This is a genomic window from Spirillospora sp. NPDC000708, assembly GCF_040299565.1.
Classification (GTDB): Bacteria; Actinomycetota; Actinomycetes; order Streptosporangiales; family Streptosporangiaceae; genus Spirillospora.
The window spans coordinates 1-26499 of the sequence record NZ_JBEPCJ010000120.1 but is presented as its reverse complement, the minus strand read 5'-3'; the positions used below and the strand labels follow the sequence as shown (position 1 = coordinate 26499).

Annotated in this window: 23 protein-coding genes and 1 tRNA gene; 6 read left to right on the top strand and 18 right to left on the bottom strand. The window is 73.1% G+C overall.

The window, feature by feature from the left end; all coding sequences use genetic code 11:
- Positions 1-143: 143 nt before the first annotated feature.
- Positions 144-1148 carry an NAD-dependent epimerase/dehydratase family protein gene (locus ABT299_RS47065; RefSeq protein WP_190867214.1) on the bottom strand — a complete coding sequence of 335 codons (1005 nt, stop codon included), beginning with the start codon at positions 1146-1148 and terminating at the stop codon, positions 144-146.
- 73 nt (positions 1149-1221) lie between these two features.
- Positions 1222-2454 carry a DegT/DnrJ/EryC1/StrS family aminotransferase gene (locus tag ABT299_RS47060; RefSeq protein WP_190867212.1) on the bottom strand — a complete coding sequence of 411 codons (1233 nt, stop codon included), beginning with the start codon at positions 2452-2454 and terminating at the stop codon, positions 1222-1224.
- A 589-nt stretch (positions 2455-3043) separates the two neighbouring features.
- Here ABT299_RS47060 and ABT299_RS47055 point away from each other — a divergent pair.
- Positions 3044-3799, top strand: coding sequence for an SDR family oxidoreductase (locus ABT299_RS47055; protein WP_190867210.1), 756 nt, complete (start codon positions 3044-3046; stop codon positions 3797-3799).
- Here the strand turns inward: ABT299_RS47055 and ABT299_RS47050 are convergent.
- The gene (locus tag ABT299_RS47050) at positions 3796-4707 is read right to left on the bottom strand and encodes a LysR family transcriptional regulator (RefSeq protein ID WP_500254785.1); all 912 of its coding nucleotides are present in this window, start codon (positions 4705-4707) and stop codon (positions 3796-3798) included. The genes ABT299_RS47055 and ABT299_RS47050 overlap by 4 nt on opposite strands.
- Positions 4708-4926: 219 nt before the next feature.
- Between ABT299_RS47050 and ABT299_RS47045 the strand changes: the two genes are divergently transcribed.
- On the top strand, positions 4927-5823 hold the full coding sequence (locus ABT299_RS47045) for an SDR family oxidoreductase (protein WP_500254784.1): 897 nt from the start codon (positions 4927-4929) through the stop codon (positions 5821-5823).
- 319 nt (positions 5824-6142) lie between these two features.
- On the opposite strand, the gene dpgD is transcribed toward ABT299_RS47045, so the two are convergent.
- The 4 genes from dpgD to ABT299_RS47025 form a co-directional block, all read right to left on the bottom strand.
- Positions 6143-6940, bottom strand: a complete 798-nt coding sequence (gene dpgD / locus ABT299_RS47040; RefSeq protein WP_500254783.1) for an enoyl-CoA-hydratase DpgD — start codon at positions 6938-6940, stop codon at positions 6143-6145.
- Positions 6937-7599 carry an enoyl-CoA-hydratase DpgB gene (gene dpgB / locus ABT299_RS47035; protein WP_500254782.1) on the bottom strand — a complete coding sequence of 221 codons (663 nt, stop codon included), beginning with the start codon at positions 7597-7599 and terminating at the stop codon, positions 6937-6939. Before dpgB ends, dpgD begins: the two co-directional genes overlap by 4 nt.
- Positions 7596-8744, bottom strand: coding sequence for a 3,5-dihydroxyphenylacetyl-CoA synthase DpgA (gene dpgA, locus ABT299_RS47030; RefSeq protein ID WP_500254781.1), 1149 nt, complete (start codon positions 8742-8744; stop codon positions 7596-7598). The genes dpgB and dpgA overlap by 4 nt, the downstream gene beginning before the upstream one ends.
- 65 nt (positions 8745-8809) lie before the next feature.
- A complete protein-coding gene (locus ABT299_RS47025; protein WP_500254780.1) occupies positions 8810-11266 on the bottom strand; it encodes an aminotransferase class I/II-fold pyridoxal phosphate-dependent enzyme in 2457 nt (818 codons plus the stop codon).
- A gap of 131 nt (positions 11267-11397) precedes the next feature.
- Between ABT299_RS47025 and ABT299_RS47020 the strand changes: the two genes are divergently transcribed.
- Positions 11398-11470 (top strand) — tRNA-Leu (locus ABT299_RS47020).
- 36 nt (positions 11471-11506) lie between these two features.
- Here ABT299_RS47020 and ABT299_RS47015 read toward each other — a convergent pair.
- The 9 genes from ABT299_RS47015 to ABT299_RS46975 form a co-directional block, all read right to left on the bottom strand.
- On the bottom strand, positions 11507-11863 hold the full coding sequence (locus ABT299_RS47015) for a hypothetical protein (RefSeq protein ID WP_500254779.1): 357 nt from the start codon (positions 11861-11863) through the stop codon (positions 11507-11509).
- Entirely contained in the window at positions 11863-12939 is a 1077-nt protein-coding gene (gene hppD, locus ABT299_RS47010) for a 4-hydroxyphenylpyruvate dioxygenase (RefSeq protein ID WP_500254778.1), read from the bottom strand. The genes ABT299_RS47015 and hppD overlap by 1 nt, the downstream gene beginning before the upstream one ends.
- Positions 12940-13251: 312 nt before the next feature.
- Positions 13252-14385 carry a capreomycidine synthase gene (gene vioD, locus ABT299_RS47005; protein WP_190867194.1) on the bottom strand — a complete coding sequence of 378 codons (1134 nt, stop codon included), beginning with the start codon at positions 14383-14385 and terminating at the stop codon, positions 13252-13254.
- Positions 14386-14530: 145 nt separating this feature from the next.
- The gene (gene gntD / locus ABT299_RS47000) at positions 14531-15532 is read right to left on the bottom strand and encodes a guanitoxin biosynthesis L-enduracididine beta-hydroxylase GntD (RefSeq protein ID WP_190867192.1); all 1002 of its coding nucleotides are present in this window, start codon (positions 15530-15532) and stop codon (positions 14531-14533) included.
- Between the two features lie 522 nt (positions 15533-16054).
- Positions 16055-16495 carry a hypothetical protein gene (locus ABT299_RS46995; RefSeq protein WP_500254777.1) on the bottom strand — a complete coding sequence of 147 codons (441 nt, stop codon included), beginning with the start codon at positions 16493-16495 and terminating at the stop codon, positions 16055-16057.
- Positions 16492-17622 (bottom strand): prephenate dehydrogenase, encoded by a 1131-nt coding sequence (locus tag ABT299_RS46990; protein WP_500254776.1) that lies wholly within the window; start codon positions 17620-17622, stop codon positions 16492-16494. Before ABT299_RS46990 ends, ABT299_RS46995 begins: the two co-directional genes overlap by 4 nt.
- A 4-nt stretch (positions 17623-17626) precedes the next feature.
- Entirely contained in the window at positions 17627-18967 is a 1341-nt protein-coding gene (gene dpgC / locus ABT299_RS46985) for a (3,5-dihydroxyphenyl)acetyl-CoA 1,2-dioxygenase DpgC (protein ID WP_500254775.1), read from the bottom strand.
- Positions 18968-19205: 238 nt separating this feature from the next.
- On the bottom strand, positions 19206-20012 hold the full coding sequence (locus ABT299_RS46980; protein ID WP_190867187.1) for an LOG family protein: 807 nt from the start codon (positions 20010-20012) through the stop codon (positions 19206-19208).
- Between the two features lie 29 nt (positions 20013-20041).
- Complete coding sequence (locus tag ABT299_RS46975) at positions 20042-21487, bottom strand: MFS transporter (RefSeq protein ID WP_500254774.1); 1446 nt, start codon at positions 21485-21487, stop codon at positions 20042-20044.
- Between the two features lie 99 nt (positions 21488-21586).
- On the opposite strand from ABT299_RS46975, the gene ABT299_RS46970 reads away from it, so the two are divergent.
- A complete protein-coding gene (locus ABT299_RS46970) occupies positions 21587-22162 on the top strand; it encodes a TetR/AcrR family transcriptional regulator (protein WP_190867182.1) in 576 nt (191 codons plus the stop codon).
- 521 nt (positions 22163-22683) lie between these two features.
- On the opposite strand, the gene dapE is transcribed toward ABT299_RS46970, so the two are convergent.
- Positions 22684-23748, bottom strand: a complete 1065-nt coding sequence (gene dapE, locus ABT299_RS46965; protein ID WP_500254773.1) for a succinyl-diaminopimelate desuccinylase — start codon at positions 23746-23748, stop codon at positions 22684-22686.
- A gap of 40 nt (positions 23749-23788) precedes the next feature.
- On the opposite strand from dapE, the gene ABT299_RS46960 reads away from it, so the two are divergent.
- Positions 23789-24475 (top strand): 4'-phosphopantetheinyl transferase family protein, encoded by a 687-nt coding sequence (locus tag ABT299_RS46960; protein WP_500254786.1) that lies wholly within the window; start codon positions 23789-23791, stop codon positions 24473-24475.
- Between the two features lie 6 nt (positions 24476-24481).
- Here ABT299_RS46960 and ABT299_RS46955 read toward each other — a convergent pair whose 3' ends face one another.
- Entirely contained in the window at positions 24482-25318 is an 837-nt protein-coding gene (locus ABT299_RS46955) for a 2,3,4,5-tetrahydropyridine-2,6-dicarboxylate N-succinyltransferase (protein WP_433149259.1), read from the bottom strand.
- A gap of 44 nt (positions 25319-25362) precedes the next feature.
- Between ABT299_RS46955 and ABT299_RS46950 the strand changes: the two genes are divergently transcribed.
- Positions 25363-26277, top strand: a complete 915-nt coding sequence (locus ABT299_RS46950; protein WP_500254772.1) for a hypothetical protein — start codon at positions 25363-25365, stop codon at positions 26275-26277.
- The last annotated feature ends 222 nt before the right edge of the window (positions 26278-26499 follow it).

Sequence of the window (26499 nt, the reverse complement as noted above, 5' to 3'; positions counted from 1 at the left end):
TCGGCGTTCCGGCTGGGGCCGGGCACGCTCGCGCGGGCCATCGGGAGCGACTTTCTTGGAACGTTCCTACGCCGGGCCGACCGGCTCCGGTCCGGCCGGTTCCGGGCCGGCCGGCTCCGGCGCGGACGCCTGCGGGGCGGCGCTCACGCCTGGACGGCGGGCTCCCGGCTGAAGGCCACCGTCACGCTGGGCAGCTCGGGGAACGGGCCGAGGTGCTCGGCGAGGGACTTCAGCCCCGCCGCGAGCGTGATCTTCGGTTCGTACCCGATGCCGCGCAGCTTGGAGATGTCGGCCACCAGCCGGAAGCTGTCGGCCAGCTCCGACTCGTCCGGCTTCAGCCGGGACGGCTTGCCGGTGGCGACCGCGACGGCGTCGGCGAGGGCCCGCATCGAGACCTCGCGTCCGCTGCCCATGTTGTAGACCTCTCCCGGCACCCCGTTCTCGGCGATGGTGATCAGCGCCGAGGCGACGTCCGAGACGTGCACGAAGTCGCGGGTCTTGCGGTCGATGTCGCCGACGACGGGGATCGGCAGCTCGTTCAGCTGCCAGCGCAGGAACTGCGACACCTCCCCGCCAGCGGTGCGCGGGTCCTCGCCGGGCCCGTACACGACGAACGAGCGGGCGATCATCACCTGGAGGCCGAGGGCGTCGTGCAGGCTGCGCAGCGTCAGCTCGCCGGACAGCTTGGACGCTCCGTACGGCAGGAACGGCGCGATCGGATGCTCCTCGGTCATCGGGAACGTCTGCGGCGTGCCGTAGACGATCGCCGAGGACATGTACACCAGCCGGCGGACCTGGTTCTCCACGCAGGCGTTGCCGACGTTGCAGGTGCCGAGGCCGTTGACCTGGAAGTCGAACCTCGGGTTCTGGACGGACAGGGTGCCGCTGGCGTTGCCCGCCAGGTGGTAGACGATGTCGACGCCGCGCAGCGCCAGCAGCGTCTCGCCGTAGTCGCGCAGGTCCGCGCGCCGGTGCTGGACGCCCGGGAGGGCGCCCAGCTCCGGTGCGGGCTGGGCCAGGTCGACGACGATCACCTCGTTGCCGTCGTCGACCAGCCGTGCGACGAGGTTGCTCCCGACGAAGCCGGAGCCGCCGGTGACGGCGACGACCTTCCTCTGGGGGCGGGAACCGTTCGGTGTCTTGCCCATGGTGAGGCTCCAGACGTCATGTGCACCCTGCCGGGCGCACGAGGGGGTTGGTCTGCGGACGCGCGGGGCCGGGTCAGCGGCCCCCGCCGAGTTCGGCGACGCCGCGGCGCACCGCGGCGATCATGTGCTCCACCTGCGCGTCGGTGAGGTGGTCGTAGATGGGCAGCTGGATCTGGTGCTCGAAGTAGGTCTTCTCGGCGACCGGGCACTCCCCGTAGCGATGTCCGAGCGCCCGGAACTCCGGGAGCAGGTGGATCGGGAAGTACCGGATGACGATCTCGATCCCCTCCTTTTCCTGCAGATGGCGGATGAAGTCGTCCTTCGGGGCGCCGACGACCTCGGGGTCGTAGAAGCACGTGTAGAGGTGGTAGACGTGGTGGGCGTAGGGCTTCTCGGACTGGACGCCGATGCCCCGGATCCCGTTGAGCCCGTCGTCGAGCCGGTGCGCGATCTCCCGGCGCCGCTCGTTGAGCCGGTCGAGCTTGCCGAGCTGGACGACGCCGAGCGCGGCGGACAGCTCGCTCATCCGGAAGTTGTTGCCGACGAGGTAGCGGCCGCCGGCGTAGTCGTGGGTGTACGACCGGAGCACGTGCGCGTCCTTGTAGTAGGCAGGCTGCGCGTGCGGGCCGATGCGCTGGTCGTCGCGCTCGACCATCTCGCCGTAGTTGTGGATGGTGCCGAGCGCGCGCGCCATCTCGGCGTAGCGGTCGTGGCGGGTGACGAACGCGCCGCCCTCGCCGGTGGTCATGTTCTTCAGCGAGTGGAAGCTGAAGCAGCCGATGTCGCCGATGGTCCCGAGGGCGCGGCCCTTGTAGGTGGCGCCGGCGGCGTGCGCGCAGTCCTCGACGACGGTGAGGCCGTGCCGCTGGGCGATCTCCATGACCGGGTCCATGTCGACGGCCTGGCCGCCGAAGTGCACGACCCAGATGGACCTGGTCTTCTCGGTGACGAGCGGCTCGATCGTCGTCGGGTCGATGTTGAGGGTGTCGGGGTCGACGTCGGCGAACTTGACGACGACGCCGCGCGCCTGCAGCGGCCACGTCGTCACCCAGAACGTCTGCGGAGTGGTGATGACCTCGTCGCCCGGCTGCAGTTCGAGCACCTGGGCGGCGAGGAACAGGGCGGTCGTGCACGAGCTGGTCGCCTGGGCGTGCGGTGAGCCGAGCCGCTCGGCGAGCAGCCGCTCGAACTCCTTGCCGCGCGGACCCATGGCCAGCGTGTCCTGCCGCAGCGCCTCGCCGACGGCCTTGATCTCCTCGTCGCCCAGCCGGTTCGAGATGCCGCTGTAAGGCACCACGTACGTCATGGCACTTCTCCCTTGGTCCGTGATCGACATTCCTGTGCTCGTCATTGGTCTGACCGGCGCGCGGCCTCCCATGCGGGACCGCGCACGGTCCGCGCCAATGCGTCGCCGGAGCCCGGCGACCCGCGGAACACGGCGGCATCGACCGGCGAAGGTAAATCTCGTTTGAAGGTATGACGGGGCGCGGCCTACCGGGAAAGCTCATCGGTGCGGCCCGTGCTCCGATGTTAATTGAACTCAGATCCCGAGCGGTATCGACGTCAGGGAAGAAGATGGTAACCCGCCGACGGCGCGCATCGCCAAAACAGTGCGTTAGGTAAAGCCTTGATATTGAATTCGACGGTCCAAGGGAAATATCACCCGATGTCGCGCGGGATCGGAGCAAGAGGGAAAAGGCCGGGCGAGCCACGCGCGGCATGGCCGCACCGCGCGCGGGTACGGTGACGGCGACGGCGGTGCGCACCGGCGCCCGCCGCGGCGCGCACCGGACCGTCGCGCGGCCGTTCCGGCCGCGTTCGTGCCGGTCAGAGCCGTGATCACGACAACATGTGGATGGTGGCGAGGTGGCGGGACGGATGCGGGAGGCACCCTGGTGACCGGCGCATCCGGCCGGCGGACGGCCCTGGTGACCGGCGCGTCACGCGGACTCGGCGGCGCGATCTCGGCGGCGCTGGCCCGCGACGGCGCCCACGTCGCGATCAATTACCGGCGCGATCACGCCGCCGCCGAGGCGCTGCGCGCGCGAATAACCGAGGCCGGTGGACGTGCCGAACTGTTCCGTGCCGACATCACCGACGAGGCCGCGGTGGAGGAATTGTACGACCACATCGTGGCCGAGTTCGGAAGTCTCGACATTCTGGTGCTGAACGCCACCGGACCGCAGCCGGACCTGCCCGTCGAGGAACTGCGCTGGCGCGATGTCCTCGATCAACTCGAATTCTTCGTCAAGAGCCCGCTGCTGCTCGTCCGCCGGGCCGTGCCGGGCATGCGGGAGCGCGGGTTCGGCCGCATCGTGCAGATCGGGTCCGACGTCGTCGCGCTCGGCCCGGCCCGCTCCAGCGCCTACGTGGCCGCGAAGTCCGCCCAGGCCGGCCTGACCCGCAGCTGGGCCCGCGAGCTCGGCCCGCACGGGATCACCGTCAACACCGTCGCGCCGGGCTGGATCCCGACCGACCGGCACGACGGCATCGGCCCCGACGCCCGCGACGCGTACACCGCGAGCGTCCCGCTCGGCCGCTTCGGCGTCCCGGCCGACATCGGGGAGGCGGTCGCGTTCCTCGCCTCCGACCGCGCCGCGTTCATCACCGGCCAGACCCTGACCGTCAACGGCGGGATGGTCTTCGTCTAGGACCCGGCGGCGGGCGGGGCGGTCAGGCGGGCCTCGGCGCACTTGCGGAAGGCGGCCACCAGGCCCGAGCGGTCGTCCGCGCGGGTCGCCAGCACGACGTGGCTCGGGTCGACCCCCTCCAGGGGGATCATGACGAGGTCGGGGCGCGGCGCGCGGCCGGGGACATGGGCGGTGATCGCGACGGCCTGGCCCGCGGCGACGAGCTCGAACTTGTCCTCCAGGTCGTCCATGACGGGCCCGTCGGGCGCCGGACGGCCGCCGGGCCGCGGTTCGAGCCGCCAGAAGGCGCTCCAGGCCGGGTCGGCGCCGGGGACCCGGGGCAGCGGCTCGTCGGCGATGTCGTCGACGGTCACCGACTCCCGGCCGGCCAGGCGGTGGTCGGCGGACACCACGACGGCGCGGGGCTCGTCGTAGAGGATCGTCACGCGCAGCTGGTCGGTGGCAAGCGGCAGCCGGGTCACGAGGGCGTCCACGCGGTGGTCGAGCAGCGCCCGCCGCGGCTCCTTCCAGTCGAGGTGCACGACCCGCACATCGGTATCGGGGTGCAGGCGCCGCAGCTCGCGCACCGCCGGGGTGACGATGATGCCGCTGGTGTACCCGATCGTGACGCGCCCGGGCCGCGCCGCGGCGCGGGTGCGCGCGACCGCCTTGGCGGACGAGCGCAGCAGCGACCTGGCGAGCGGCAGGAAGACCTCCCCGGCCTCGGTCAGGCGGGTGCCCTGCGGCGTGCGGTCGAACAGCCGGGCGCCGAGCAGCCGTTCGAGCTGCCGGATCTGGCGGCTGAGCGACGGCTGGGTGATGTGCAGGGCCTCGGCGGCGCGGCCGAAGTGCCGGTGGTCGGCGACGGCGGTGAAGTACCGCACCGGCCGCAGGTCGAGGTCCACCGGGGGCTGCGGCGAATCGGACATACCGGCAGCGTATCCGGGAGCGGCGGTGACTTCAGGCCGATCATGCCCTTGACATGTGGTTATGCCTGAAACGTATCGCCGGTTGCGAAACAGGCTTTGGACATGGCACATCCGCGGCGCGCAGAGTGGGGATACCGGCCGGGCACCGTCCCGGTGCCCGCATCGAGCCGGTTCCTGCATCGGGCCGGTTTCTGCATCGTTGCGTTCAAGGAGTAGGCCATGCGCGTTTTCGTCACGGGTGCGACCGGGTTCGTCGGGAGCGCCGTCGTCCGCGAGCTGCTGGACGCGGGTCACCAGGTGACCGGGCTCGCCCGCTCGGACGCGTCGGCGGCGTCGCTGGAGGCGGCCGGAGCCGGCGTCCACCGCGGCGACCTGGACGACCCCGACGGGCTGGGCCGCGCGGCGGCCGCGGCCGACGGGGTCGTCCACACCGCGTTCCACCACGACTTCGCCGACTTCGAGGCCGCCGTCGCGAAGGAGCGCCGCGCGATCGCGGCGATCGGCGACGCCCTCGCCGGATCCGGCAGGCCGTTCGTCATGACCTCCGGGACCGGCGGGGTCGCCCCCGGCCGCGTCGCGACGGAGGACAGCGTGCCCGACCCGGATTCGTTCGCGGCCGTCCGGTACGCGGCGGAGAAGGACGCGCTCGCGCTCGCCGCGCGCGACGTGCGGGTGTCGGCGGTCCGGCTGCCGTCGTCGGTGCACGGCGAGGGCGACCGCGGCTTCGTCCACTGGCTGATCGGCGCCGCCCGGGACAAGGGCGTCTCGGCCTACCCGGGCGACGGCGCGAACCGGTGGGCCGCCGTGCACCGCCTCGACGCCGCCCGCCTGTACCGGCTGGCCCTGGAGTCGGCGCCGGCGGGAGCGGTCCTGCACGGCGTCGGCGAGGAGGGCGTCCCGGTCCGGGACATCGCCGAGGTCATCGGCCGGAAGCTGGAGCTGCCGGTCACGTCGCTGCCGCCGGAGGACGCCGTCGGGCACTTCGGCTTCGTCGGCGGGGTCTTCGCCATGGACATCCCGGCGTCGAGCGCCCGCACCCGGAAGGAACTGGACTGGCACCCCACCCGGCAGGGCCTCATCGCGGACCTCGAAGAGGGCCACTACTTCGGCGCCTAGCCGGGCGCGGGCAGGTCATCACCCGCCCGGGCAGATCGTGCGGCCGGGGCGTCCCCCGTGTGGGGGACGCCCCGGTCGCTGGCGGAGGGGGCGGCGATATCGCTTCCCAGAGGGACGCGCCGCGGGCGCCCGGAGAGCGACCATTCATGGTGTGCGGCGGAGTGCTCGCCCGGCGCACGACCCGGGGTTCCCCGGAGACAGGGCCGACTGCCCCGTTCACCTGTCTCCGGGGAGCCGCCCATCGGCCCGTCCCGGCGCGGGCCGTCCGACCCGCCCGGTTCCGCGGTTGGACGGGCCGATGGGCACCCTCACCGGGCGCTCACCCGTCGCTCCACACGGGTTCGCGTCCGGCGGCGAACGCCTTCGGACCCTCGACCGCGTCGCGGCCGCGCAGCCGCCGCTCCTCCCACACGTACCGGGTGCGGAAGGCCTGCTCCAGCGGCATGTCGACCGAGGTGAGCGCCGCCTCCTTGATCGCCCGGACCGACAGCGGCGCGGCGCGGACCAGGTCGGCGGTCCACTCGGCGACGCACGCGTCGAGCCGCTCGGCCTCGACGACCTCGTTGACCAGGCCGTACCGCTCGGCCGTCCGCGCGCTCATCCGGCGCCCGGTCAGCAGGTGCCCCATCGCGATCTTGAGGGGCAGCTGCCGGGCCAGCCGGAAAGCGCCGCCGGCGCCGGGCACGAGCCCGAGCGTCGCCTCCGGCAGCCCGAACACCGACCGGTCGGAGCAGACGATGATGTCGCAGGCCAGCGCCAGTTCGAAGCCGCCGCCGAGCGCGTAGCCGTCCACCCGCGCGAGCACGGGCTTGGAGAGCGTGAAGCGCTCGGTGAGCCGCGGCCAGCCCGGCTGCCCGCGGCTGCCGAACGTCGTCGGCTCCGCCCCTCCGGCGTTCAGCGCGGCCCGCTCCTTCAGGTCCTGCCCGACCGAGAAGGCCCGCCCTCCCGCACCGGTCAGCACCGCGACCCGCACGGCGCGGTCGGCTTCGACGTCGTCCCAGGCCTCGGCGAGCTCGCGGTGCGTCGCCGAGTCCATCGCGTTCAGCACCTCGGGCCGGTCGAGGGTGACGAAGGCGACGCCGTCCTTCTTGTCGTAGCGGACGCGGGGGCCGGTCACGCGCCCGCCCCCGACGTGCTGCGGCGCAGCGCCCGGTCGCAGGCGGCCAGGTGCGCGCCGAGCGCCTCCTCGAAGCTCGTGGAGACCGCGTCGTCCATCAGCCGCCGCCGGATGGCGAGCTCGCGGCCCGGCAGCCCGGCGGCGGCCCGGGCCACCCGCGCGAGCGCCTCGGCCGGGTCGTCGGCCGTCTCGTTCAGCAGGCCGAGCGCGACGGCCTCCGCCGCCTCGATCGCGCGGCCGAGGAGCACCGTGCGCCGCGTCGCGGCGATGCCCGCCTGCCGGACGAGCCGGTAGATCGCCATGCCGGGCCACGCGCCGCCGGCGGTCACCGGCACCAGCAGCCGCGTGTCCGGGGACGCGACCCGCACGTCCGTCGCGAGCAGCACGTCGAGCGCGGTGCCGCCGACGTCGCCGGCGGCGACCCCGACGGTGGCGGCGTCCAGCCGCTCGAAGCGGCGCACCGCGCGCTCCCAGCGGGTCGCGAGCGCCAGGTCCGGCACCGTCCAGGGCAGGGCGGGCGCGCCGGAGAGCGCGACGGTCACCGGGGCCTCCAGGCCGAGGGACTCCACGCGGTCGCACAGGTCCGCGAGCCGCCGCACGGTCTCCTTCGACAGCGGCTCGGCGCCGTCGATGCGCAGGTCGTACTCCACGACGCTCACCACTGCACCAGCGCCGTCTCGAGGGTGGAGCCGGGCCCCATGGTCATCAGCACGCCGAAGTCGCCGGGCATGGCCGTCCCCTCGTCGAGAAGCCGTTCGTAGGAGAAGAGGAAGGAACCGCTGGACAGGTTCCCGTAGTCGCGCAGCACCCCGGTGGTGTGCCGGACGTCGTGGCGGCTGAGGCCGAGGTTGACGACCACCGCGTCGATGACCTTCTTGCCGCCCGAGTGCACGAGCCAGTGCGCGATGTCGCTGCGCAGCAGGCCCGTTCCGGACAGCAGCCGGTCGACGACGATCTCCGCATGCGCCCCGACGACGTAGGGGATCTGCGGGTCGAGGAAGAAGCTGAACCTGTTCTGCTCCCGGTCCCAGTCGTAGCGCATGGCGTCCACGGCCTCGGGGATGATGCAGCTGGCGAAGCGCAGCAGCCGCGGGCCCGGCAGACCGCGGCCCCCTCCCCCGCCCGGGCCGCCCCTGTGCGGGCCGTCCCCGTCCGGCCCGCCCGCGACCAGCGCGACCGCGGCGGCGCCGTCCCCGAACAGGCTGTTGACGACGGCGGTCCGCATCGTGCCGTCGACGGTGTAGGCCGACGAGCACGCCTCCGCGCAGAGCACGACGGCGAGGTCGCCCGGGTTCGCGACCGCCCATCCCGACACGACGTTGAGGGCGTTGAGGCCGGCGTTGCAGCCCATGCCGACGACGTCCGACCGGCTGCAGTGCCGGTCGATGCCGAGCTCCCGGATGATGAGGGCGCTGAGCCCCGGGGTCAGGAACCCGGTGGTGGTGACGCAGCACAGGTGCCGCAGATCGGCGAGGGTGCGGCCGCTGCGTTCCAGGCAGGCGAGCAGGGCGCGCGCGCCCATCTCCACCGCGTGCTCCTTGTGCTTGTCCAGCAGGTCGCCCTGCGACTCGGAGCGGCGCGCGCCGTTCTCGTCCAGCGGCGGCAACACCAGGTGGCGGCGCTCGATCGCGCTGTTGAGGAAGACCGAGCGGACCTTCGGGTCGTCGATCCCGAGGGCCTCCAGCACCTGCGGCTGGGAGTAGGAGGTGGCGGGAACGGCCGTCCCGACACCGATGATCATCGCGCGGTCGGCGGGCGCGAGCGCCCCGGGTAAGTCGAGCGGGCGGGTGAGCTCTACGGTCATCGGAACGTCCATCCCCACATGCGGCGCTTGCTGCGGATCATTTGTTTGACTCCTCTGCGGGACATCTACCGATCTCCTTGCTCGGCTCGGACGAAGCGGGACAGCCGTTCGACGCCCACCTCGATGTCACGGTCGCTGAGATAGCTGACGGAGAGCCTGATGGTGCGCTCGCCTCCTCCTTCCGGGTAGAAGTACGACATCGGCGTCCAGATGACGCCGAACTCCTCGGCCGACCGCGCCAGCGCGGCGTTGTCGGCGAGGAACGGAACGTGCATGGACAGGAAGAATCCGCCGGTCGGGGCGTTCCACTCGACGCCGAGCCGCTCCCGCTCCGCGGGCGGGAAGCACTGCTCCAGCCGGTCCAGCGTGGTGCGCAGCGCGTTGCCGTAGTAGGCGGACGTCCGCCGGTTGAGGTCCGCGACGCGCCCGTCCGCCCCGAGGATCGCCCCCGCGACGACGGCCTGGCTGAGCGCCGCGGTGTTCACCGTGACCATGCTCTTGATGCGGGTGAGCTCGTCGGCGAGCAGCCCGGTGGCGCCGGCGTCGTCCACGACCACCTGGTCGGCGACGGCGAACCCCACGCGCGCGCCGGGGAAGACCGTCTTGGAGAACGAGCCGAGGTAGACCACCCGGCGGTCCTCGTCCATGCTCTTCAGCGTCGGCACCTGCTCGCCCAGGCTCACCAGCCGGTACGGGCTGTCCTCCAAGATGAGCAGGTCCTCGCGGGCGGCCAGGTCCAGCAGCGCGCGGCGCTCGCCCGCGGGCATCGTGACGCCGGACGGGTTGGAGTGGTCCGGGATCACGTACAGCGCCCTGACCCGGCCGCCGCGGGCCTCGACCTCGCGGACCTTCGCCTCGACGTCGCGGTGCGACAGCCCGGTCGGCCGTTCGGCCACGGGCACCACCTCGATGTCGAGGAGGAGGGCCGCCCCCGTGATGCCCACGTAGCAGGGGCTGGACACGAGCAGCACGTCGCGCGACCCGGAGAACAGTGCCCGCAGGGTCAGCAGCATGGCCTCCTGGCAGCCGACGGTCACCACGACGGACTCGGGTGCGACGTCGATGCCCTCGTCCTTGCGCAGCGCGTCGGCCACGATCCCGCGGATGCGCCCGGCCGTCGGCCCGTACTGGAACAGCGCGTCGCGGATCGCCGCGGGACTCTCCCCGCCCTCGGCCAGGTGGTCGATGTAGCGGTTCAGGTGGCCGGTGATCTGGTCCGTGTCGAAGAACCCGTCGTAGGGGCGGCCCGGCGCGAACGACACCGCGTCGGGATAGCGCGCGGCGATCTCGTTGAGGAAGTTCATCGTGTCCATGACCGGGTCGGCCACGGACGAGTGCAGGGTGCTCTTGTGCAGGTCCGCTCCGTGCGCGGAGGGCGCGGGCGCACGGCGTTCCGCGGGCGCACGGCGTTCCGCGGCGGCGTCCGGTCCGGACGGCGCCGCGAGGAGGCTCGCCGGGACGGCGGACACCGAGGCGGTCCCGGTCAGCACCATCGCGTCGGCGAGCTCGTCGGCCAGGAGCCGGAACGCCCGGGTCAGTGCGGCCTCGCCTCCGGCCGCGAGGGCGTACAGCACGGGACGGCCGACCAGAACGGCCTGCGCCCCGAGGGCCAGCGCGGCCAGGACGTCGGTGCCCCGGCGGACGCCGCCGTCCATGAGCACCGGGCACGCGCCGCCGACGGCGGCGACGACCTCCGGCAGGGCGGTGAGGGCGGCGGGGGCGCCGTCGAGCTGGCGGCCGCCGTGGTTGGAGACGATCACGCCGTCGACGCCCGCGGCGACGGCACGGCCCGCGTCCTCGCCGGTCAGCACGCCCTTGACCAGGATCGGCAGATCGGTGGCCGCGCGCATCCGCCCGACCACGCTCCAGTCGAGCGCGGGTTCGAACTCGGCCCGGGCGTGCTCGGCGGGCACCGCGTAGGCGGCGCCGCCGCTGCCGTCCAGGTCGAGGTTGGCGGGGGCGAGGCCCTCCGGAAGGCGGAAGCCGTTGCGCAGGTCGCGCAGCCGCCGGCCCAGCCGGGGCGCGTCGACGGTGAGCACGAGGGCCTCGAACCCGGCCCGCTCGGCACGTTCCACCACGCGCAGCGTCGCGGCGCGGTCGCGCAGGCAGTAGACCTGGAGCCACAGCGGCGCCGACGCCTCGGCGGCCAGGTCGGCGAACGTCCGCGAGGCGAAGGTGCTGACGACGACCGGGAGCCCGGCGGCGCCGGCGGCCCGGACGGTGGCGAGCTCCCCCTCGGGGTCGGCGAGCGCCTGGTAGGCCATCGGGGCGACCGCGACCGGCGCGGCCCAGGCCCGGCCGAGGATCTTGGTCGCCAGTTCCGGTTCGGCGACGCCGGTGAGCACGGCCGGCCGGAGCCGGACGGCGTCGAACGCCGCGGTGTTCGCGGCGAGGGTGCGCTCGTCGCCGGCGCCCCCCGCCAGGAAGTCCCAGACGGCGGGGTCGAGGCGCTGCCGGGCCAGCCGCGAGAACTGCTCCAGCGAGAACGCCGCGGCCTCCTGTTCGCGTTCGGTACGGGACATGTGCAACCACCTTAGGAAGAGAGGTCCGCCAAACCATCTTCTGTTGTCGCCCGCTGCTCGACAATCGCACTGCCGTACTGTCCAATTGACAACCCTCGACAGCGTCGTGAGAAAGCGGTTACCCTTCGGTGGCCCTCGTGGCCCAACGGTAGAGGCAGACCACTTAAAATGGTCGAGATATCGGTTCGAATCCGATCGGGGGTACGGTCCAATCGCCGTACCGGGCGCGCCCGCCGCGCTTCAGGACGGCTCTTCGCGTTCGAGGCGGTGCGCAAAGTCCGCCCAGATTCTGCTGCACTTCCTGGCAAGTTCGGCCACCGTGCCGCCGCAGTACGGCGGCACGCCCTCGATAATTCTGGGCAAGTTCTCGGATTCCTCTGAATGCGCTCTGAGGAGGCCGAGCAGAGCCCTGCCGTCGGCGGAATTGCGCAGTTCCGGCCCGGCGTGCAGGTGCCGCACGGCGGGCCGCGGCACAGCGACGGCTCGGGCCGCTCGGCGAACAGCGCGGCGGCGGCCCGCCGCTTCTCGCGGGCGTCCAGCGGGCGGACCCGGCCACCGCGCCCGATCCGGGCCCGCCGCCCCGGTGCCGGCCGCCATCAGACCTGTCTGGCCTGGTCGGAGAAGCGCTGGCGCTCGATCGCCTCGTACAGCGCCTTGATGTTGTTGCCGCCGAAGGTGCGGGCGCCGCGCCGGTCGATCAGCTCGTAGAACAGGGTGCGCCGGGGGTGCTCGGACTCGGTGAAGATCTGCAGCATGATCCCCCAGCGGTCGCGGTCTGCGAGAATGCTCAGCTCGCGCAGCGTCTCCAGGGGGACGTCCAGCGCGCCGAGGCGCCCGGGCAGCGCGTCGTAGTAGCCGGACGGCGTCGTCAGGAAGCGCACCCCGCCGGCCGTGCTCTCCCGGACCGAGGCGGCGATGTCGGCGGTCAGGAACGCCAGGTGCTGCACCCCCGCGCCGTCGTGCGCGGCGACGAACTCGTCGATCTGGCCGGGGCTGAGCGTGGTGTCGGGTTCGAGGATGGTGAGGGTGACCTGCCCGGTCGGGTTCTCCACGACCTTCGAGTCCATCGCCTGCGCGCCGACGAGGATGCGCTCCTCGAAGATCTGGTCGAAGCCGAACACGTCCTGGTAGCGGCGGACGGCCTCGTCCAGCTCGCCGGCGGGCACGCACACGGCGATGTGGTCGACGGCCAGCAGGCCGCCGGTGGCGGCGGGCGGGTCGGCGAACTCGGTGACGGCCCCGGGCGCGAAGCCCGCGTCCGGCGAGCGCCGCGAGGTGAAGCGGTGCTCCACGTCGCCGAACCCGTAGACGGAGGCGAAGGTGACCTGGGCGTCGTCGGGGCCGAGGACGTCGGGCGGTGCGACGGGCAGCGCGCCGCGCTCGACCGCCTCGGCGAACGCCGCCTGCGCGTCGGGCACGGCCAGCGCGATCACGGCGACGCCGTCGCCGTGCCTGGCCACGTACTCGGCGGCGCGGTGCCCCTCGCCCAGGGCCGAGGTCACCAGCAGCGTGATCTCCCCTTGGCGCAGCAGCAGCGACCGGCACCCGGTCAGGCCGGTCTCCGGTCCGCCGCGCCCGCGCAGGGCGAAGCCGTAGGCGTCGCAGAGGCGCGCCGCCGTCCGCTCGGCGTCCTCGACGAATAACTCGATGTGGTCGATCGACTGGATCTCCATGTCCTGCCTCCCAGGAAGCCGCGAACGCCCCCCGGCGCATTCGCACCGTCGCCCGCCCGATAGGGACGGGATCGATGTAACCGTCGGCCGGACACGCCGTCCAACCGCCGGTCCCCGCAGTTGAACGGCGCGCGGTCACCCCGCCTCGCCGCGCGGCCCGGCGCCGTCCCGGGGCCGTCCCGGGGCGGCGGCTCCGCGCGTTGTCGAGCGGCCGCATCCGGCCGTCGCGTCCGATCCGCGTCTCCTCCTCTCCCGGTTCACCGGCACTCTCTCGAGAGTCTCCAAACGAGGCCCCCTGGTGCGGTGAGGACGTCAGCGCGCGGCCGCCGACGCCTCCCGGCGGAAGGCGGCCAGATGGTCGGCCAGCAGCTCCAGGCCCGCGGCGAGCGCTCCCGGCTCGCCTCCGAACCCGACCCTGACGTGCCGCGGGGCGCCGAAGCACGAGCCCGGGATCACCAGGACACCGCGGCGCTGGAACAGCTCCTCGCAGAACGGGCCGGTGTCCTCCAGGCCCTCCAGCCGGGGGAACGCGGAGACGCCGCCCCGCGGCCGCACGAGCGTGACCAGGTCGGCGTGCTCGTCCGCCCAGCGCGTCAGCAGCTCGCGGCCCCGGCGCGCCTCCGCGAGCCGCGGCCCGATGAAGCTCTCCGCGTGCTCCAGCACCCCGAGCGCGAGCAGCTCGACGAGCGGCGACACGTGCAGCGTCGTGTAGTCGCGGATCCGCACGCACGCGGCGAGCAGGTCGGGCGGCCCGAGGCACCAGCCGAAGCGGAGCCCGGGCAGCCCGAACGCCTTGGAGAACGTTCCGAAGCCCACCGCCCGGTCGTAGAGCGTCGACGCGTCGGGCAGCGGCTCGCCGTCGTGCACGAGGTCGGCGAACGCCGCGTCCCACAGGACGTACGCGCCCACGCCCGCGGCGATGTCGAGCAGCCTCCGCTGGCCGGCCGCCGTGACCGTGGTGCCGGTCGGGTTCTGCGGGAAGTTGACGATGATCGCCCGGGTGCGCTCGGTGACCAGTGCGGCCAGCTCGTCCAGCGCCGGCCGCCAGCCCGTGTCCGGGCGCAGCCGCCACGTCCGGACGGCGCAGCCGAGCCCGGCCGCGAACTCCACCAGCAGGTGGTAGCCCGGCTCGACGACGACGACCTCGTCGCCGGGCCGCAGCAGCGCCATCAGCACCAGCGAGAGCGCCTCGCCCGACCCGCAGGTCGTCATCACCCGGTCGGGGTCGTCGCCCCACCGCCGCGCGATGGCGGCGCGGACGGCGGGCGTGCCGAGCGAGTAGCCGTCGTCGAAGACGAGCCCGTCCAGGTCGTCCTGGGTCACCCCGGTCATCCGGCGCAGCTCTCCCATGGAGTACGAGCGCACGCCGCTGGAGCTGATGTCGATCTCGCTGTTGAAGTACCGGTCGCGCAGCCAGTCCTCCAGCGGCGCGGATCGCAGTCTCATCCGGGGCACGCTCCGCTCGTCCGTCCGGCGGGACGCGGCCGGTGCCCGTCTCGGCGAAAACGCGGTTCCTCACTCATGTGCCCCTCCATCGGGTCATCGCGCCGACCCGGCCGACGCGCCCTCCGCCCGATCACCGCGGCGGCTCTCAGATCCCCGCCTTGATCAGCCTCGCGTCCCGCACCGCGCGGGACTTGCGCAGGTCCGCGGTGAGGTTCACGCGCTTCAGCCAGCGGTCGGTCCCGTCGTGGCGCGCCTTGAACGGCTTGCGCCCGTGGACGACCCGGTAGTTGTCGAGGAAGCAGAAGTCGCCGGCCTCCAGGCGCATGTCGAACATCTGCGCGTCCATGGCCGCGACGAACGCGGCCAACGCCTCCTCGGCCTCCCGGTCGCCGTCCGGGACGACCATGAAGTACGGATCGGCCCTCATGTAGGGACGGTCCGCGTCGCCGAACAGGACGGCCACGCGTTCGGGCTCGCGCTGCATGCGCTCGATGCCGTCGAAGGCCTCCTCGCCGGGGACGGAGTTGTTCTTGGCGAGGTGGGACTCGTCGGGCCGGATGCCGAACCGCTCCTGGAAGAGCACCTCGCGCACGTGCGCGGGCAGGTCGAGCGACTCCGCGTACCCGACGGTCGTGGCGGCGCCGTAGGGGTTGCGCAGGCACGCGAACGACAGGAAGTCACCGCGGAGCGGGTGGAAGGCGTCCTCGGTGTGCCAGGTCAGCAGCGCCTCGCTGCTCGAACCGAGCTGCTCGTTCTCGTGCCCCTTGATGGGGATGACGTCGTGGATCAGCCGCCCGTCCTGCTGGGTGGCCCAGCTGAACGGGTCGGCGAGCAGCGACCCGTACATGACGAGCAGCAGCTCCTCGCGCCGCGCGGGCGAGACCTTCGGCCGGTCCCGCCAGTGCGCCGGCGTGGGGCCGATCCGCTCCTCGTCGACCTGGTAGCCCGAGATGCAGAGCACGCCCGACAGGTGCTCCAGCCGGAACGCGTTCAGGTAGAGGCGGACGCGCGCGGGTAAGCGGTGCGCGTGCACCGTGGCGCGGTGCAGCGCCTCGTCGCTCTCCAGGTCCCCGAAGTCGTCCTCGATCTCGTCCAGCAGATCGTTCACCTGGCGCAGTTCCGCCTCGTTGATCTCCAGCCTGTCCATGCAGATCTTCCCTCCGTGCTCGGCGATCGAATGACCGCAATTCGCCAGCGAGATCTTCTCTCCGGCCCGGTTGAGAGGCCCCCCGCCCCGGCACGCCGTCTCAGGCATGCGAGAACGCGGTTCCTCCGACATCGACATCCGCACAAAAACTCATGACTTGCCGTGTGCTCTGCGCTGCCGCGAACGTGGTTCGCGCTTCCGGACCGGACGAAGGCCCGCCATTGCGGAAAACATCGCCAGTCACGGTAGGAGTTTCGCTCCGGTTGAGCTTTCTGCCGCTCGGTCCGGCCGGCCCCCTCCCTTTCACCCCGGAACTCCGGGTGCCTCGCCAGAAAGGATCACACGCGGTCAAGGAACCGACAAGGGCTCGTTACGGGGCACCGTTCTCGCTCCAGCGAGGCTCCATCGGGCCGCCGAATTCACGGGGACGTGCGCCGACCGGGAGAAGACCCATCACCACCCGCCGGCGGTGACGCGCCGGAGCCGCGGGCCGCGGCGGCGCGCCCCGATCCGGTCCGCGGCTCAGCGCCGGTCGGGGATCTCCGCCTCCAGGAACCGCACCAGCCGCGCCACGCCCTCGTCGATCTCGTCCTCGCACAGGCCCGCCGCCGACAACCGCAGCACCCGCCCGCCGTCCTCGCCCCCGGGCGGCGACGACCAGACGACGCCGAAGTCCCGTGCGGCGCGGTCCCGTGCCAGGGCGTCCACCCGGAAGGGGAGCCGCACCGTCAGCGACGCCCCGCTGCACGGCAGGCTCCATCGCACCCCGAGCCGGGCGGGCACCCGCCGCTGGACGCTCTGGAGCAGCAGCCGTGTGGCGGCCGCCTCGGCGCGCCTGTCGCCGGGTGACGCGGCCCGGCCGGAGCGGGGCGGCCCGAACGAGATCGTCCAGGGGCGGCGCGGCGCGGTCCCGCCGGGCGCGGGCACGGCGGCCGCCGGACGTGTCGCCGACCGGTCCGTCATGTCCCGCTCGCCTCGACGGCCAGGGGCGGCAGGGGGTCTCCGCCGGTCTCCCGTCCGGCCAGCACGGTCCATCTCCTGGCCCGCAGCTCGCGGACCAGCGCCGGGGCCGACTCCGCCCGCACCGACACCTCGACGAGACCGGCCTGCTGGCCCGGCAGATTCTCGATCATCATGTCCTCGATGTTGATCTCGGCGGCCTCGACGGCCTGGACGAGCAGCGCCAGCTCGCCGAGCCGGTCGGGGACCAGCACCGGCACCACGGTGTAGCGGTCGGCGTGCGCGCCCCGCTTGCCGGGGACCCGGGCCCGGCCCGCGGCGCCCCTCGCGAGCACCTCGGCGACGCCCGCGGCGGCGTCGCCGCGCAACGCCGCAGCGATCCGGGCGAGGTCGCGCACCACGGCGTCCAGGACGTCGGCGACCGGACGCGCGTTCGCGGCGAGGACGTCCGGGCGCGGTTCGGGATCCCCGGCCGCGACGACGGCGTGCACGTTCCGGCCGGCGAGGTCGAGGAAGGCCTGCGGGGCGTCGGCGAACCGCGCTGCCAGGACCGACGCCACCACCTGCGGCGCGTAGCGCACCAGGGCCGTCGCCCTGTCGTGTTCGGCGGTGTCCATGACGACGGGGAACGCACCGCAGGACCGCACCAGCGCGGAGGCCGCCGCGACGGCGTCCGCGGCGGTCTCCGGCCCGGTGCACAGGACCCAGGCCCGGCCGAGGAACAGGCCGGTGTGCGCGTCCAGGGTGCGCAGCCGCCGGTGCTCGGTCATCGGATGGCCGCCGACGTACACCGACATGTCGCACCCGAGCCGGGCCGCCTCGGCGGCGGGCCCCTGCTTGGCCCCGGCGGTGTCGGTGTAGTGGCGGGCGAGGCCGCGCCGCTGCGCCTCCAGCAGCGTGCGCGCGACGGCGGCCGACGGGACGGCCAGCACCGCGAGGTCGGCGGGCCTCCCGGGCGGGTCGGTCAGCGCCGTCCCCGCCCCCTTGCGGACGGCCGCCGCGACCGCCGCCGAGTCGCGGTCGGCGAGCAGCACCTCGGCCCCCTGCGCGCTCAGGGTCAGCGCGACCGACGTGCCCACGGCGCCGGCGCCGACGACCACGACCCGGTGCTCCCGCGCCCAGTCGGTCATCGGTTCAACCGAGCCGTTCCCGCAGTTGGACGGCCGCCGGTTCCGGCTTCGCGGCGAACCGCCCGGCCTTCGTGATCACGTCGTCGCCGTACAGGCGCAGCGCCTGTGCCAGCGCGAACTCGGCGGCGTAGGCGCGCAGGACATCCGGCGGCTCCTCGGCGAGGTTCAGCATCGCCCGGTTGGCCGACACCGCCTCGCCGTCCAGCCGTTCGAGGGCGCGCTCGATCGCGGCGTCCATCTCCTCCCGCTCGACCACCTCGTCCACCAGCAGCCGGGCCTCGGGCTCGGCGGCCCAGATCCGCCGGCCGCCGAGGATCACCTGCCGGGACGTGCGCGGCCCGGTGAACCGGGTGAGCCGCAGGTTCGCCACGCCCGGGACGATGCCCTCCTTGGCGGCGGGCAGGCTCAGGTAGGCGCCGGCCTCGATGATCACGTGGTCGAAGGCCAGCAGGAGCTGGGTCCCGCCGCCGATGGCGAAGCCGTCGACGGCGGCCGCCCACGGCTTGGCGACCAGCGGCGAGTGCCAGCGCTCCGGGCCGGCGTCCTCGATCCGCACCCCGCGGATGATCTTGTGGATGTAGCCGAGCTCGCGCCGGAGCAGGAACCCGACCAGCGGGATCCCGCCCGCCCCGAGGGCCTTGAGGTTGATGCCGGCGCTGAACACCCGCCGCCCCCGGTAGCGTGGGTGGCTCATCTCGCCGCCGCGGACGAGCCCGACCCGGACGTCCGGGTCGAGCAGCGCGAGGTCCACCGCGGTCTCCATGTCGTCGACCTGGCGCTCGTCCTCGGCGTTCAGCCGGTCGTCGCGGCACATGGTCAGCCGCGCGGTGCCGCCGCGCCGCTCGATCCGCACCGCCTCCATCTCGGCCGCGCCGGTCCGGAGGAAGTCCGGCAGCATCGCGAGCGCGCGGGGGGTCGGCGCGAGCATCGAGTCGAGCAGGTGCGGCCCGGCCACCGGCGAGCGCAGCACGGCTCGCAGGAAGATGCCCTGGTCGATCTCCCGCCCTTCCTTGGCGGCCTGCGGCAGGCGGCGTTCCGCCTCGATCTGCGCGCCCGTCGGGACGAGCCCGGGGAACTCCTCGGCCGCCGTCTCGACCAGTTCGGCGATGCGGGGACGCCGGGACCGCCCCGCGGTGAGCCGGTCGTAGACGCCGTCGGCGTGCACCTCGAGGAAGCGCGTCCGCAGCGACCTGAGCTCCGCGTGCACCGCCGCCGCCTCGGCTCGCTGCGCGGCCGTGCGGTCCTGGGGCGCGGGCAGGGCGGCCAGCCGCTTCTCCCCGAGCTCCGCGCCGTCGGAGAGTACGGTGCTCGCGCTCGGTAACGCGTCCGGAATGTCGATGGTCACGGAGCCTCCCCGGCTGCAGGCGTCGGCGGCGTCAAAGTAAGCGGGCGCGCCGGAGACCGTCAATGGCGCCGTTCAACTGCTGCAGTGCCCGTGAGGACGAAAAGCGGACCGCATGGGATCGCCACCGGAAACGGCGATTTCCGGCGGCTCCTTTCCCTTGTCCGAAAAGGAAGGCCGCGGCGAGCCGCCGCCCGTGGCAGCGGTCCGCCGCGACCGGCGCGGCACGCGGGACCCCGCGTCAGGTGCCGTCGATGCCCCTCTCGCCGGCGGCCTGGACGGCGGCCTGCTCCTGGAGGCGCCGCTCGGCCTCGAGGTGCGCGTCCACGATCGTCTTGACGACCTCGTCCGGGTCGTCGGTGAGGTGGATCAGGTCCAGGTCCTCGGGGGAGATCTTGCCGGACGGCAGCATCGTGGCGCGCACCCAGTCGATCAGCCCGCCCCAGAACTCCGTGCCGACCAGCACGATCGGGAACCGGGTGATCTTCTTGGTCTGGACGAGGGTGATCGCCTCGAACAGCTCGTCCAGCGTCCCGAAGCCGCCGGGCAGCACCACGAACGCCTGGCTGTACTTCACGAACATCGTCTTGCGAACGAAGAAGTAGCGGAATTCCAGCCCGATGTCGATGTGGTCGTTCAGCTTCTGCTCGAACGGCAGCTCGATGCCGAGGCCCACCGACAGGCCGCCGTTCTCATCGCAGCCCTTGTTGGCCGCCTCCATGATCCCCGGACCGCCGCCGGTGATCACCGCGTAGCCGGCCGCGTGCAGCCGGGCGCCGATGTCCACCGCCATCTCGTACTCGTCCGACCCCGGCTTGGTGCGGGCGCTGCCGAAGACGCTGACCGCCTTCGGCAGCTCGGCGAGCAGCCCGAAGCCCTCGACGAACTCCGCCTGGATCCGCAGCACCCGCCACGGGTCGGCGTGCACCCAGTCGACCGGGCCGCGGCTGTCCAGCAGCCGCTGGTCGGTGGTGGTCTGCGGGACTGCGCGTCCGCGCAGCGTGGCCGGCCCCTGCCGGCGCGTCCGGGGGTTCGCTTCGCGTGTCATGGACCCACGGTAGTGCGGCGCACCGACCGTCAGCCGCCGATTTCGGATCGGCTCGGCGGCGGCACGGTTACGGGCGGTGCGTCGGGGGCCGCCACCGGACGGCCGGGGACGAGCAGCAGCCCCACCAGCGCCCCGGCCAGCGCGATCCCCGCGGCGGCGAGCATGCCCGCCTGGAACCCGCCGGTGAGCGCGTCCACCGGGACCCGCGCGGAGGAGTGCTTCGTGGCGGCCGTCGACACCGCCACCACCACGGCCAGCCCGAGCGCGCCGCCGACCTGCTGCGTCGTGTTGATCAACCCGGACGCGAGCCCGGACTCCCCCGCCGAGGCCCCGGCGGTGGCCGCGATCGTGACGGACACGAAGACCAGCCCGCCGCCGAGGCCCATCACGATCGCCGGGCCGAGGACGTCCGCCGCGTAGTGGCCGGTGGCGGACATCCCCGCGAACCACGCCAGCCCGGCCGCGACGGCGGCGAGCCCGGCGGCCAGCGGCACCCGGGCGCCGAACCTGGTGATCAGCCGCGACCCGGCGCCGGCGCCGAACGCCATGGTGACCGCGACGGGCAGCTGCCCGAGCCCCGCCCGGATCGGCCCGTAGCCCTTCACCTGCTGCAGGTAGAGCGTCATCACGTAGAACATCGGGAAGATCGCCATCGTGGCGAGGACGGCCGCGAGGTTGCCGCCGCGCAGGGACCGTCCCCGGAAGATCCCGAGCGGGACGAGCGGGTGCCGCACCCGCGCCTCGACCGCGACGAACGCCGCGAGCAGCACCGCGGCGCCGGCGCCCCGCAGGTAGGTCGCCGTGGAGTCCCAGCCGGCGTTGTTGGCGTCGACGAGCGTGTAGACCAGCAGCGCGAGCCCGCCGGTGACCGCGGCGGCGCCGAGCAGGTCGAAGCCCCGCACCTCCTGGTCGCGGGCCTCGGGCAGCAGCACGGGCGCGAGCCCGATCGCGACGGCGCCGATCGGCACGTTGACGAACAGCACCGCCTCCCAGCCGAACCAGTCGGTGAGCAGCCCGCCGAGGATCGCCCCGGCCGCGCCGCCCGCGCCCGCGACCGCGCCGAACAGGCCGAGCGCCCGGTTGCGCTCCGGGCCGTCGGTGAACAGCGTCATGATCAGCGAGAGCGCGGCGGGGGCGACCAGCGCCGCCCCGAGGCCCTGCACCGCCCGCGCGCCGACGAGGGCGCCCGCCGTGGGGGCGAGCCCGCCCGCCAGCGAGGCGGCGGTGAACAGCGCGAGCCCGGCGACGAACATCCGGCGCCGTCCGGCGAGGTCGGCGACCCGCCCGCCGAACAGCAGGAACCCGCCGAAGGTCAGCGTGTAGGCGTTGCCGACCCAGGACAGGTCGGCCTGGTCGAAGTGCAGGTCGCGGCCGATGGACGGCAGCGCGACGTTGACGATCGAGGCGTCCAGCACCAGGACGAACTGGACGGTGACGAGCAGTGCGAGGGCGAGCCCCCGCTGCCGGGCGGCCATGCGCGGCTCCTAGATGGAAGTCGAATTCCGGTTCCGCTTGCAGCCTCGGACGATACGGAAGCTCGATTCCGTTTGTCAATCCGTGGTTGACTGGAGGGGATGACCGCCGCCCCGTCAAGTCACCGGCCGCTCCGGGCCGACGCGCGCCGCAACCGGCGCCGCGTCCTGGACGCCGCGCGCGCCGCCTTCGAGGAGAGCGGCAACGACGCCCAGATGGAGGACATCGCCAAACGGGCGGGCGTCGGCGTCGGCACGATCTACCGCCACTTCCCGACGAAGCAGGCCCTGGTCGACGAGCTGACCGCCGAGTGGATGGCCGACGGCGCCGCCAAGGCCGCCGACGCCCTGGCCGAGCCCGACCCCTGGGACGGGGTCGTCCTGTTCGTCCGGCGCAGCGCGGACATCATGGTCCGCAACCGCGGCCTACGCGAGGTCTTCGGCGACGTCGGGAAGCTCTTCGAAGAGGACGCGCCCGTCCAGAACAACGACCTGCAGGTCAAGGTGGCCGCGCTGCTCGCCCGCGCGCACACGGCCGGCGTCCTGCGCCCGGACGTCGGCGTCAACGAGTTCCGCGCCCTCATGTGCGGCCTCGCCATGGCCGTCACCAACACCCCGCCCGGCACCCAACAGCTCTACGCCGACGTCATCCTCAAGGGCCTGCGAACCCCGTCCTGACCACAGCGAAGCGTGTCGCGCGCGCCCCCGGGCCACGGACAGCGTGCCGACACCGCGAGCACACCGGTCGAACTCCCACCCCGGGCGTCCGAACCTCAGCCACCACGCGGGCATGCCCGCAGAGCAAACGCCAGCAGACCGACACCCCGAGCACACCAGTCGAACTCCCACCCCGAGCGTCCGAACCTCAGCCACCACGCGGGCATGCCCGCAGAGCGAGCGCCAGCAGACCCATACCGGGAGCACGCTGGTTGAGCTCCCACCCCGGGCGTTCGAGCCTCAGCCACCACGCGGGCAGGCACGCGGAGCGAGCGCCAGCAGACCCATACCGGGAGCACGCTGGTTGAGCTCCCACCCCGGGCGTTCGAGCCTCAGCCACCGCGCGGGCAGGCACGCGGAGCGAGTGCAGCGAGCGCAGCGGGCCTGCCCGACGACGGACGGGCTGTTTCGCGCGGAGCGCCAGCGGAGCGGGAAACAGCCCGTCCGTCGTGACGGGGGTTCCAGGGGGTCGCCCCCCTGGATCAGCACAGCCAGGCGCGCATCCGCCGCTCGCAGTCGGCGATCAGCGGCATCTCGACGTACTCGTCCTTGGTGTGGGCGAGGGTGGGTTCACCGGGGCCGTAGTTGACGGCCGGGACGCCGAGTTCGGAGAAGCGCGCCACGTCCGTCCAGCCGAGCTTGGCGCGGACCTCGGTGCCTCCGGACGCGACGGACGACACGAACGCGGCGGCGGCCGGGTGGGTGAGGCCGGGCCGGGCGGCGGACGCGGCGTCGGTCACCTTCACATCGAAGCCGTCGAACACCTTGCGCAGGTACGCCTCCGCCTCGGCGACGGACTTGTCGGGCGCGAACCGGTAGTTGACGGTGACGACGCATTCGTCCGGGATGACGTTTCCTGCGACGCCGCCCTGGATGAACACGGCGTTGAGTCCCTCGTGGTACTCCAGGCCGTCCACGATGGGACGGGTGGGCTCGTACGCGCGCAGGATGTCGAGGATCCGCCCGGCGGTGTGGATGGCATTGGACCCCATCCAGGCGCGCGCGCTGTGCGCCCTCTCGCCCTTCGCCGTGACGTCGACGCGCATGGTGCCCTGGCATCCGCCCTCGATGTGCGCGCCCGTCGGCTCCATCAGGACGGCGAAGTCGCCCGCGAGCAGTTCGGGACGGGTCGCCGCGAGCCGCCGCAGCCCGTTGCGGTCCGCCTCGATCTCCTCGCACTCGTAGAACACGAAGGTGATGTCTCGGGTGGGCTCGGTGACGGTCGCGGCCAGGCGCAGCGCGACCGCGATGCCGCTCTTCATGTCGGTCGTCCCGCAGCCGTACAGGCGGTCGCCCTCCATGCGCGACGGCAGGTTGCCGTTCAGCGGCACGGTGTCGAGGTGCCCGGCCAGGACGACCCGTTCGGCGCGCCCCAGGTCCGTGCGGGCGATCACGTTGTTCCCGTCGCGCTCCACCGCGAGGTGCGGAAGCGCGCGCAGCGCCTCCTCGACGGCGTCCGCCAGCGGCCCCTCCGCACCGCTCACCGACTCGATGTCGACGATCGCCGCCGTCAGGTCCGCCACGTCCGAGAACAGATCAAGCCGCATGGACAGCAAGCGTACGCGGCTTATGATCGCGGGCGTGGAGATGCCTGTGCTCGAGTGCGCCGTCCACTGGGCGGTCCCCGCGGACGAAGCGCATATGCGCGACCTTCTGGACGGCGGTGAGCGCGAACGCTACGAGCGGTTCATGCGCGCCGAGGACAAGGCCAGGTTCGTCACCGGACGGTTCCTGGCCCGCACCGTCCTGGCGGAGGCGACCGGCCTGGCGCCGCGCGACATCCGCTTCACCACGGACTGCCCGCACTGCGGCGGCGCCCACGGCAAGCCGCGCCTCCCCGGCTCCGACCTGGACTTCTCGCTCTCGCACTCGGCGGAGCGGGTCGTCCTCGTCCTCACCGACGGCCCGGAGGTCGGCGTCGACGTGGAGCAGGAGAGCGACCGGGACGTCGACCGGCTCGGCGAGATGGTCCTCAGCGCCCCCGAGCGGGACGTCCTCATGGCACTCCCCCCGGACCAGCGCAAACGCGGCTTCCATGCCTACTGGTGCCGCAAGGAGGCGCTGCTCAAGGCCACCGGCCACGGCCTGGCGGCGCCCATGACGGCGATCCACGTCTCCGGCCCCGACGAGCCCGCCGAGGTGCTGTCCTGGGACGACGACAAGGCGGTCTCCCCCGTCCGCCTCGCCGACCTCACCCCGGGCCCGGGCTACGCCGCGTCCCTGGCCGTCCTCACCGCCCGCCCCCTCAAGATCACCGAAACCCCGATCGGCTGACTGGCGTCAGGTGTTGATGCCGTGGTCGCGCAGGATGTCGTTCAGGGCCGCCTTGTCGTGCCGCTGGCCCGGGTCCAGGCGCTTCAGGATCAGGACCGCCGGGAGGCCGAACGTCCCGCCCTTGAACTCCTTGTAGCGGGTGCCGCCGACCGCGACGCACCAGTCCGGGATGCGGCCCCGGCTGATCTCCTCGCCCGTCTCCACGTCGATGACCGGCATGGACGCCGACAGGTTCGTCCCGGAGCCGACCACGGCCCCCTTCCCGACCCGCGCGCCCTCCACGATCATCGAGCGGCTACCGATCATCGCCTCGTCCTCGACCACGACGGGCTTGGCGTTCGGCGGCTCCAGCACGCCGCCGATCCCGACGCCGCCCGAAAGGTGGACGTTCTTGCCGATCTGCGCGCATGACCCCACGGTCGCCCACGTGTCGACCATCGTCCCGGAGTCGACGTAGGCGCCGAAGTTGGTGAACGACGGCATCAGCACCACGCCCGGGGCCAGGTAGGCGCCCCAGCGGGCGATCGCGCCGGGCACCACCCGCACGCCGTCGAACCGGCTCTTCAGCGGGATGCGGTCGTGGTACTGGAAGTCGCCGACCTGCGAACGCACCATCCCGAGGACCTTGAAGCTCAGCAGGATCGACCGCTTCGCGCGCTCGTCCACGACGACCTCGTCGGTCGCGGGGTCGATCCGGGCGACGCGCGCCTCCCCCGCGTCGAGCTGGTCCACGGCGGCCACGATCGCCGCGCGCGCGTCGGCGTCGTCCGGGCCGAGCTCGGCGCGCCGCTCCCACAGCTCGTCGATGACCTGGGAAATCGGGCTGGTGAACGTTTCCGTCATGGTCCTTGAGCTTACTGGTGGCCGGTTCCCGGTACCTTCTTCGCGTGGCTGTTTGGTCGAGGTTGAGGACGCGCCCCGAACAGGGTCCGGGCGGCGGCGGGCGCCGCCAGCGGCGCTGGCCGTTCGTCGTGGCCGCGCTCGTCCTCGTGCTGGGCGTGGGCGGCTACATCGCGTTCGACCGCGCGCGCCCCTACCTGCACGGGTCGGGCTGCGAGGTCGCCGTGGGCAAGTCCAAGATGCCGCTGGACCTCGACCAGGCCGCGAACGCCTCGACGATCTCGGCCGTGGCGTTCCGCAAGCAGCTCCCCGAACGCGCCGCGGTGATCGCGTACGCGACGGCGATCCAGGAGTCGCACATCCGCAACCTGCCCAGCGGCGACCGCGACTCCGTCGGGATGTTCCAGCAGCGCCCCTCCCAGGGCTGGGGCACCCCCGCCAAGCTGCGCGATCCCGTCCAGTCCACCAGCAAGTTCTTCGACGCCTTGGTGAAGGTCAAGGACTACCTCGACCGCGACGTGCACGACGCCGCCCAGCGCGTCCAGCACAGCGCCGACGGCCGCGCCTACGCCCAGCACGAGCCGGACGGCAAGCTCCTCGCCCAGGTCTTCACCGGCCGCCAGCCCGCCGGGGCCCGCTGCTGGTACCCGCCGGACAAGCAGACCAAGTCCCGCCGTCCCGACGCGATCCGCGAGATGCGCCGCGCCTTCGGCCCCCGCCTCCAGGTGGACGGCCCGGGCCCGCTCACCGCCGGCGCCCCGTCCCGTCCGGACTCCTGGAACGGCGTCAAGGTCACCAACGCCCGCGCCGGCTGGGCCGTCGCCGCCTGGGCCGTCACCCACGCCCAGGTCTACGGCCTCAAGGAGGTCCGCTACGCGGGCCTCCACTGGCGGTCCGACGCCGGCCACGACGGCTGGACCACGGACAAGAACGCCTCCAGCGCCCACGTCATCATCCACTGATCCTTTTCCGGGCCAATTCCGGCCAAAATAGGACGGAACCGAACGGGCACGCGACCACTTCGCCTGTTCAGCCCGAAAGGTCCCACCGCCCATAGTTATCCACAGGTGACTTACCTGATGGACAGGTGGAATCGGCGGTCTCTACGCTTCATCTTGCTCGTTGTCACGGGGTGTGTCGTCGTATCGGGCGGATGGGGATTTTCGCCGGTACGGGCGAGTGTC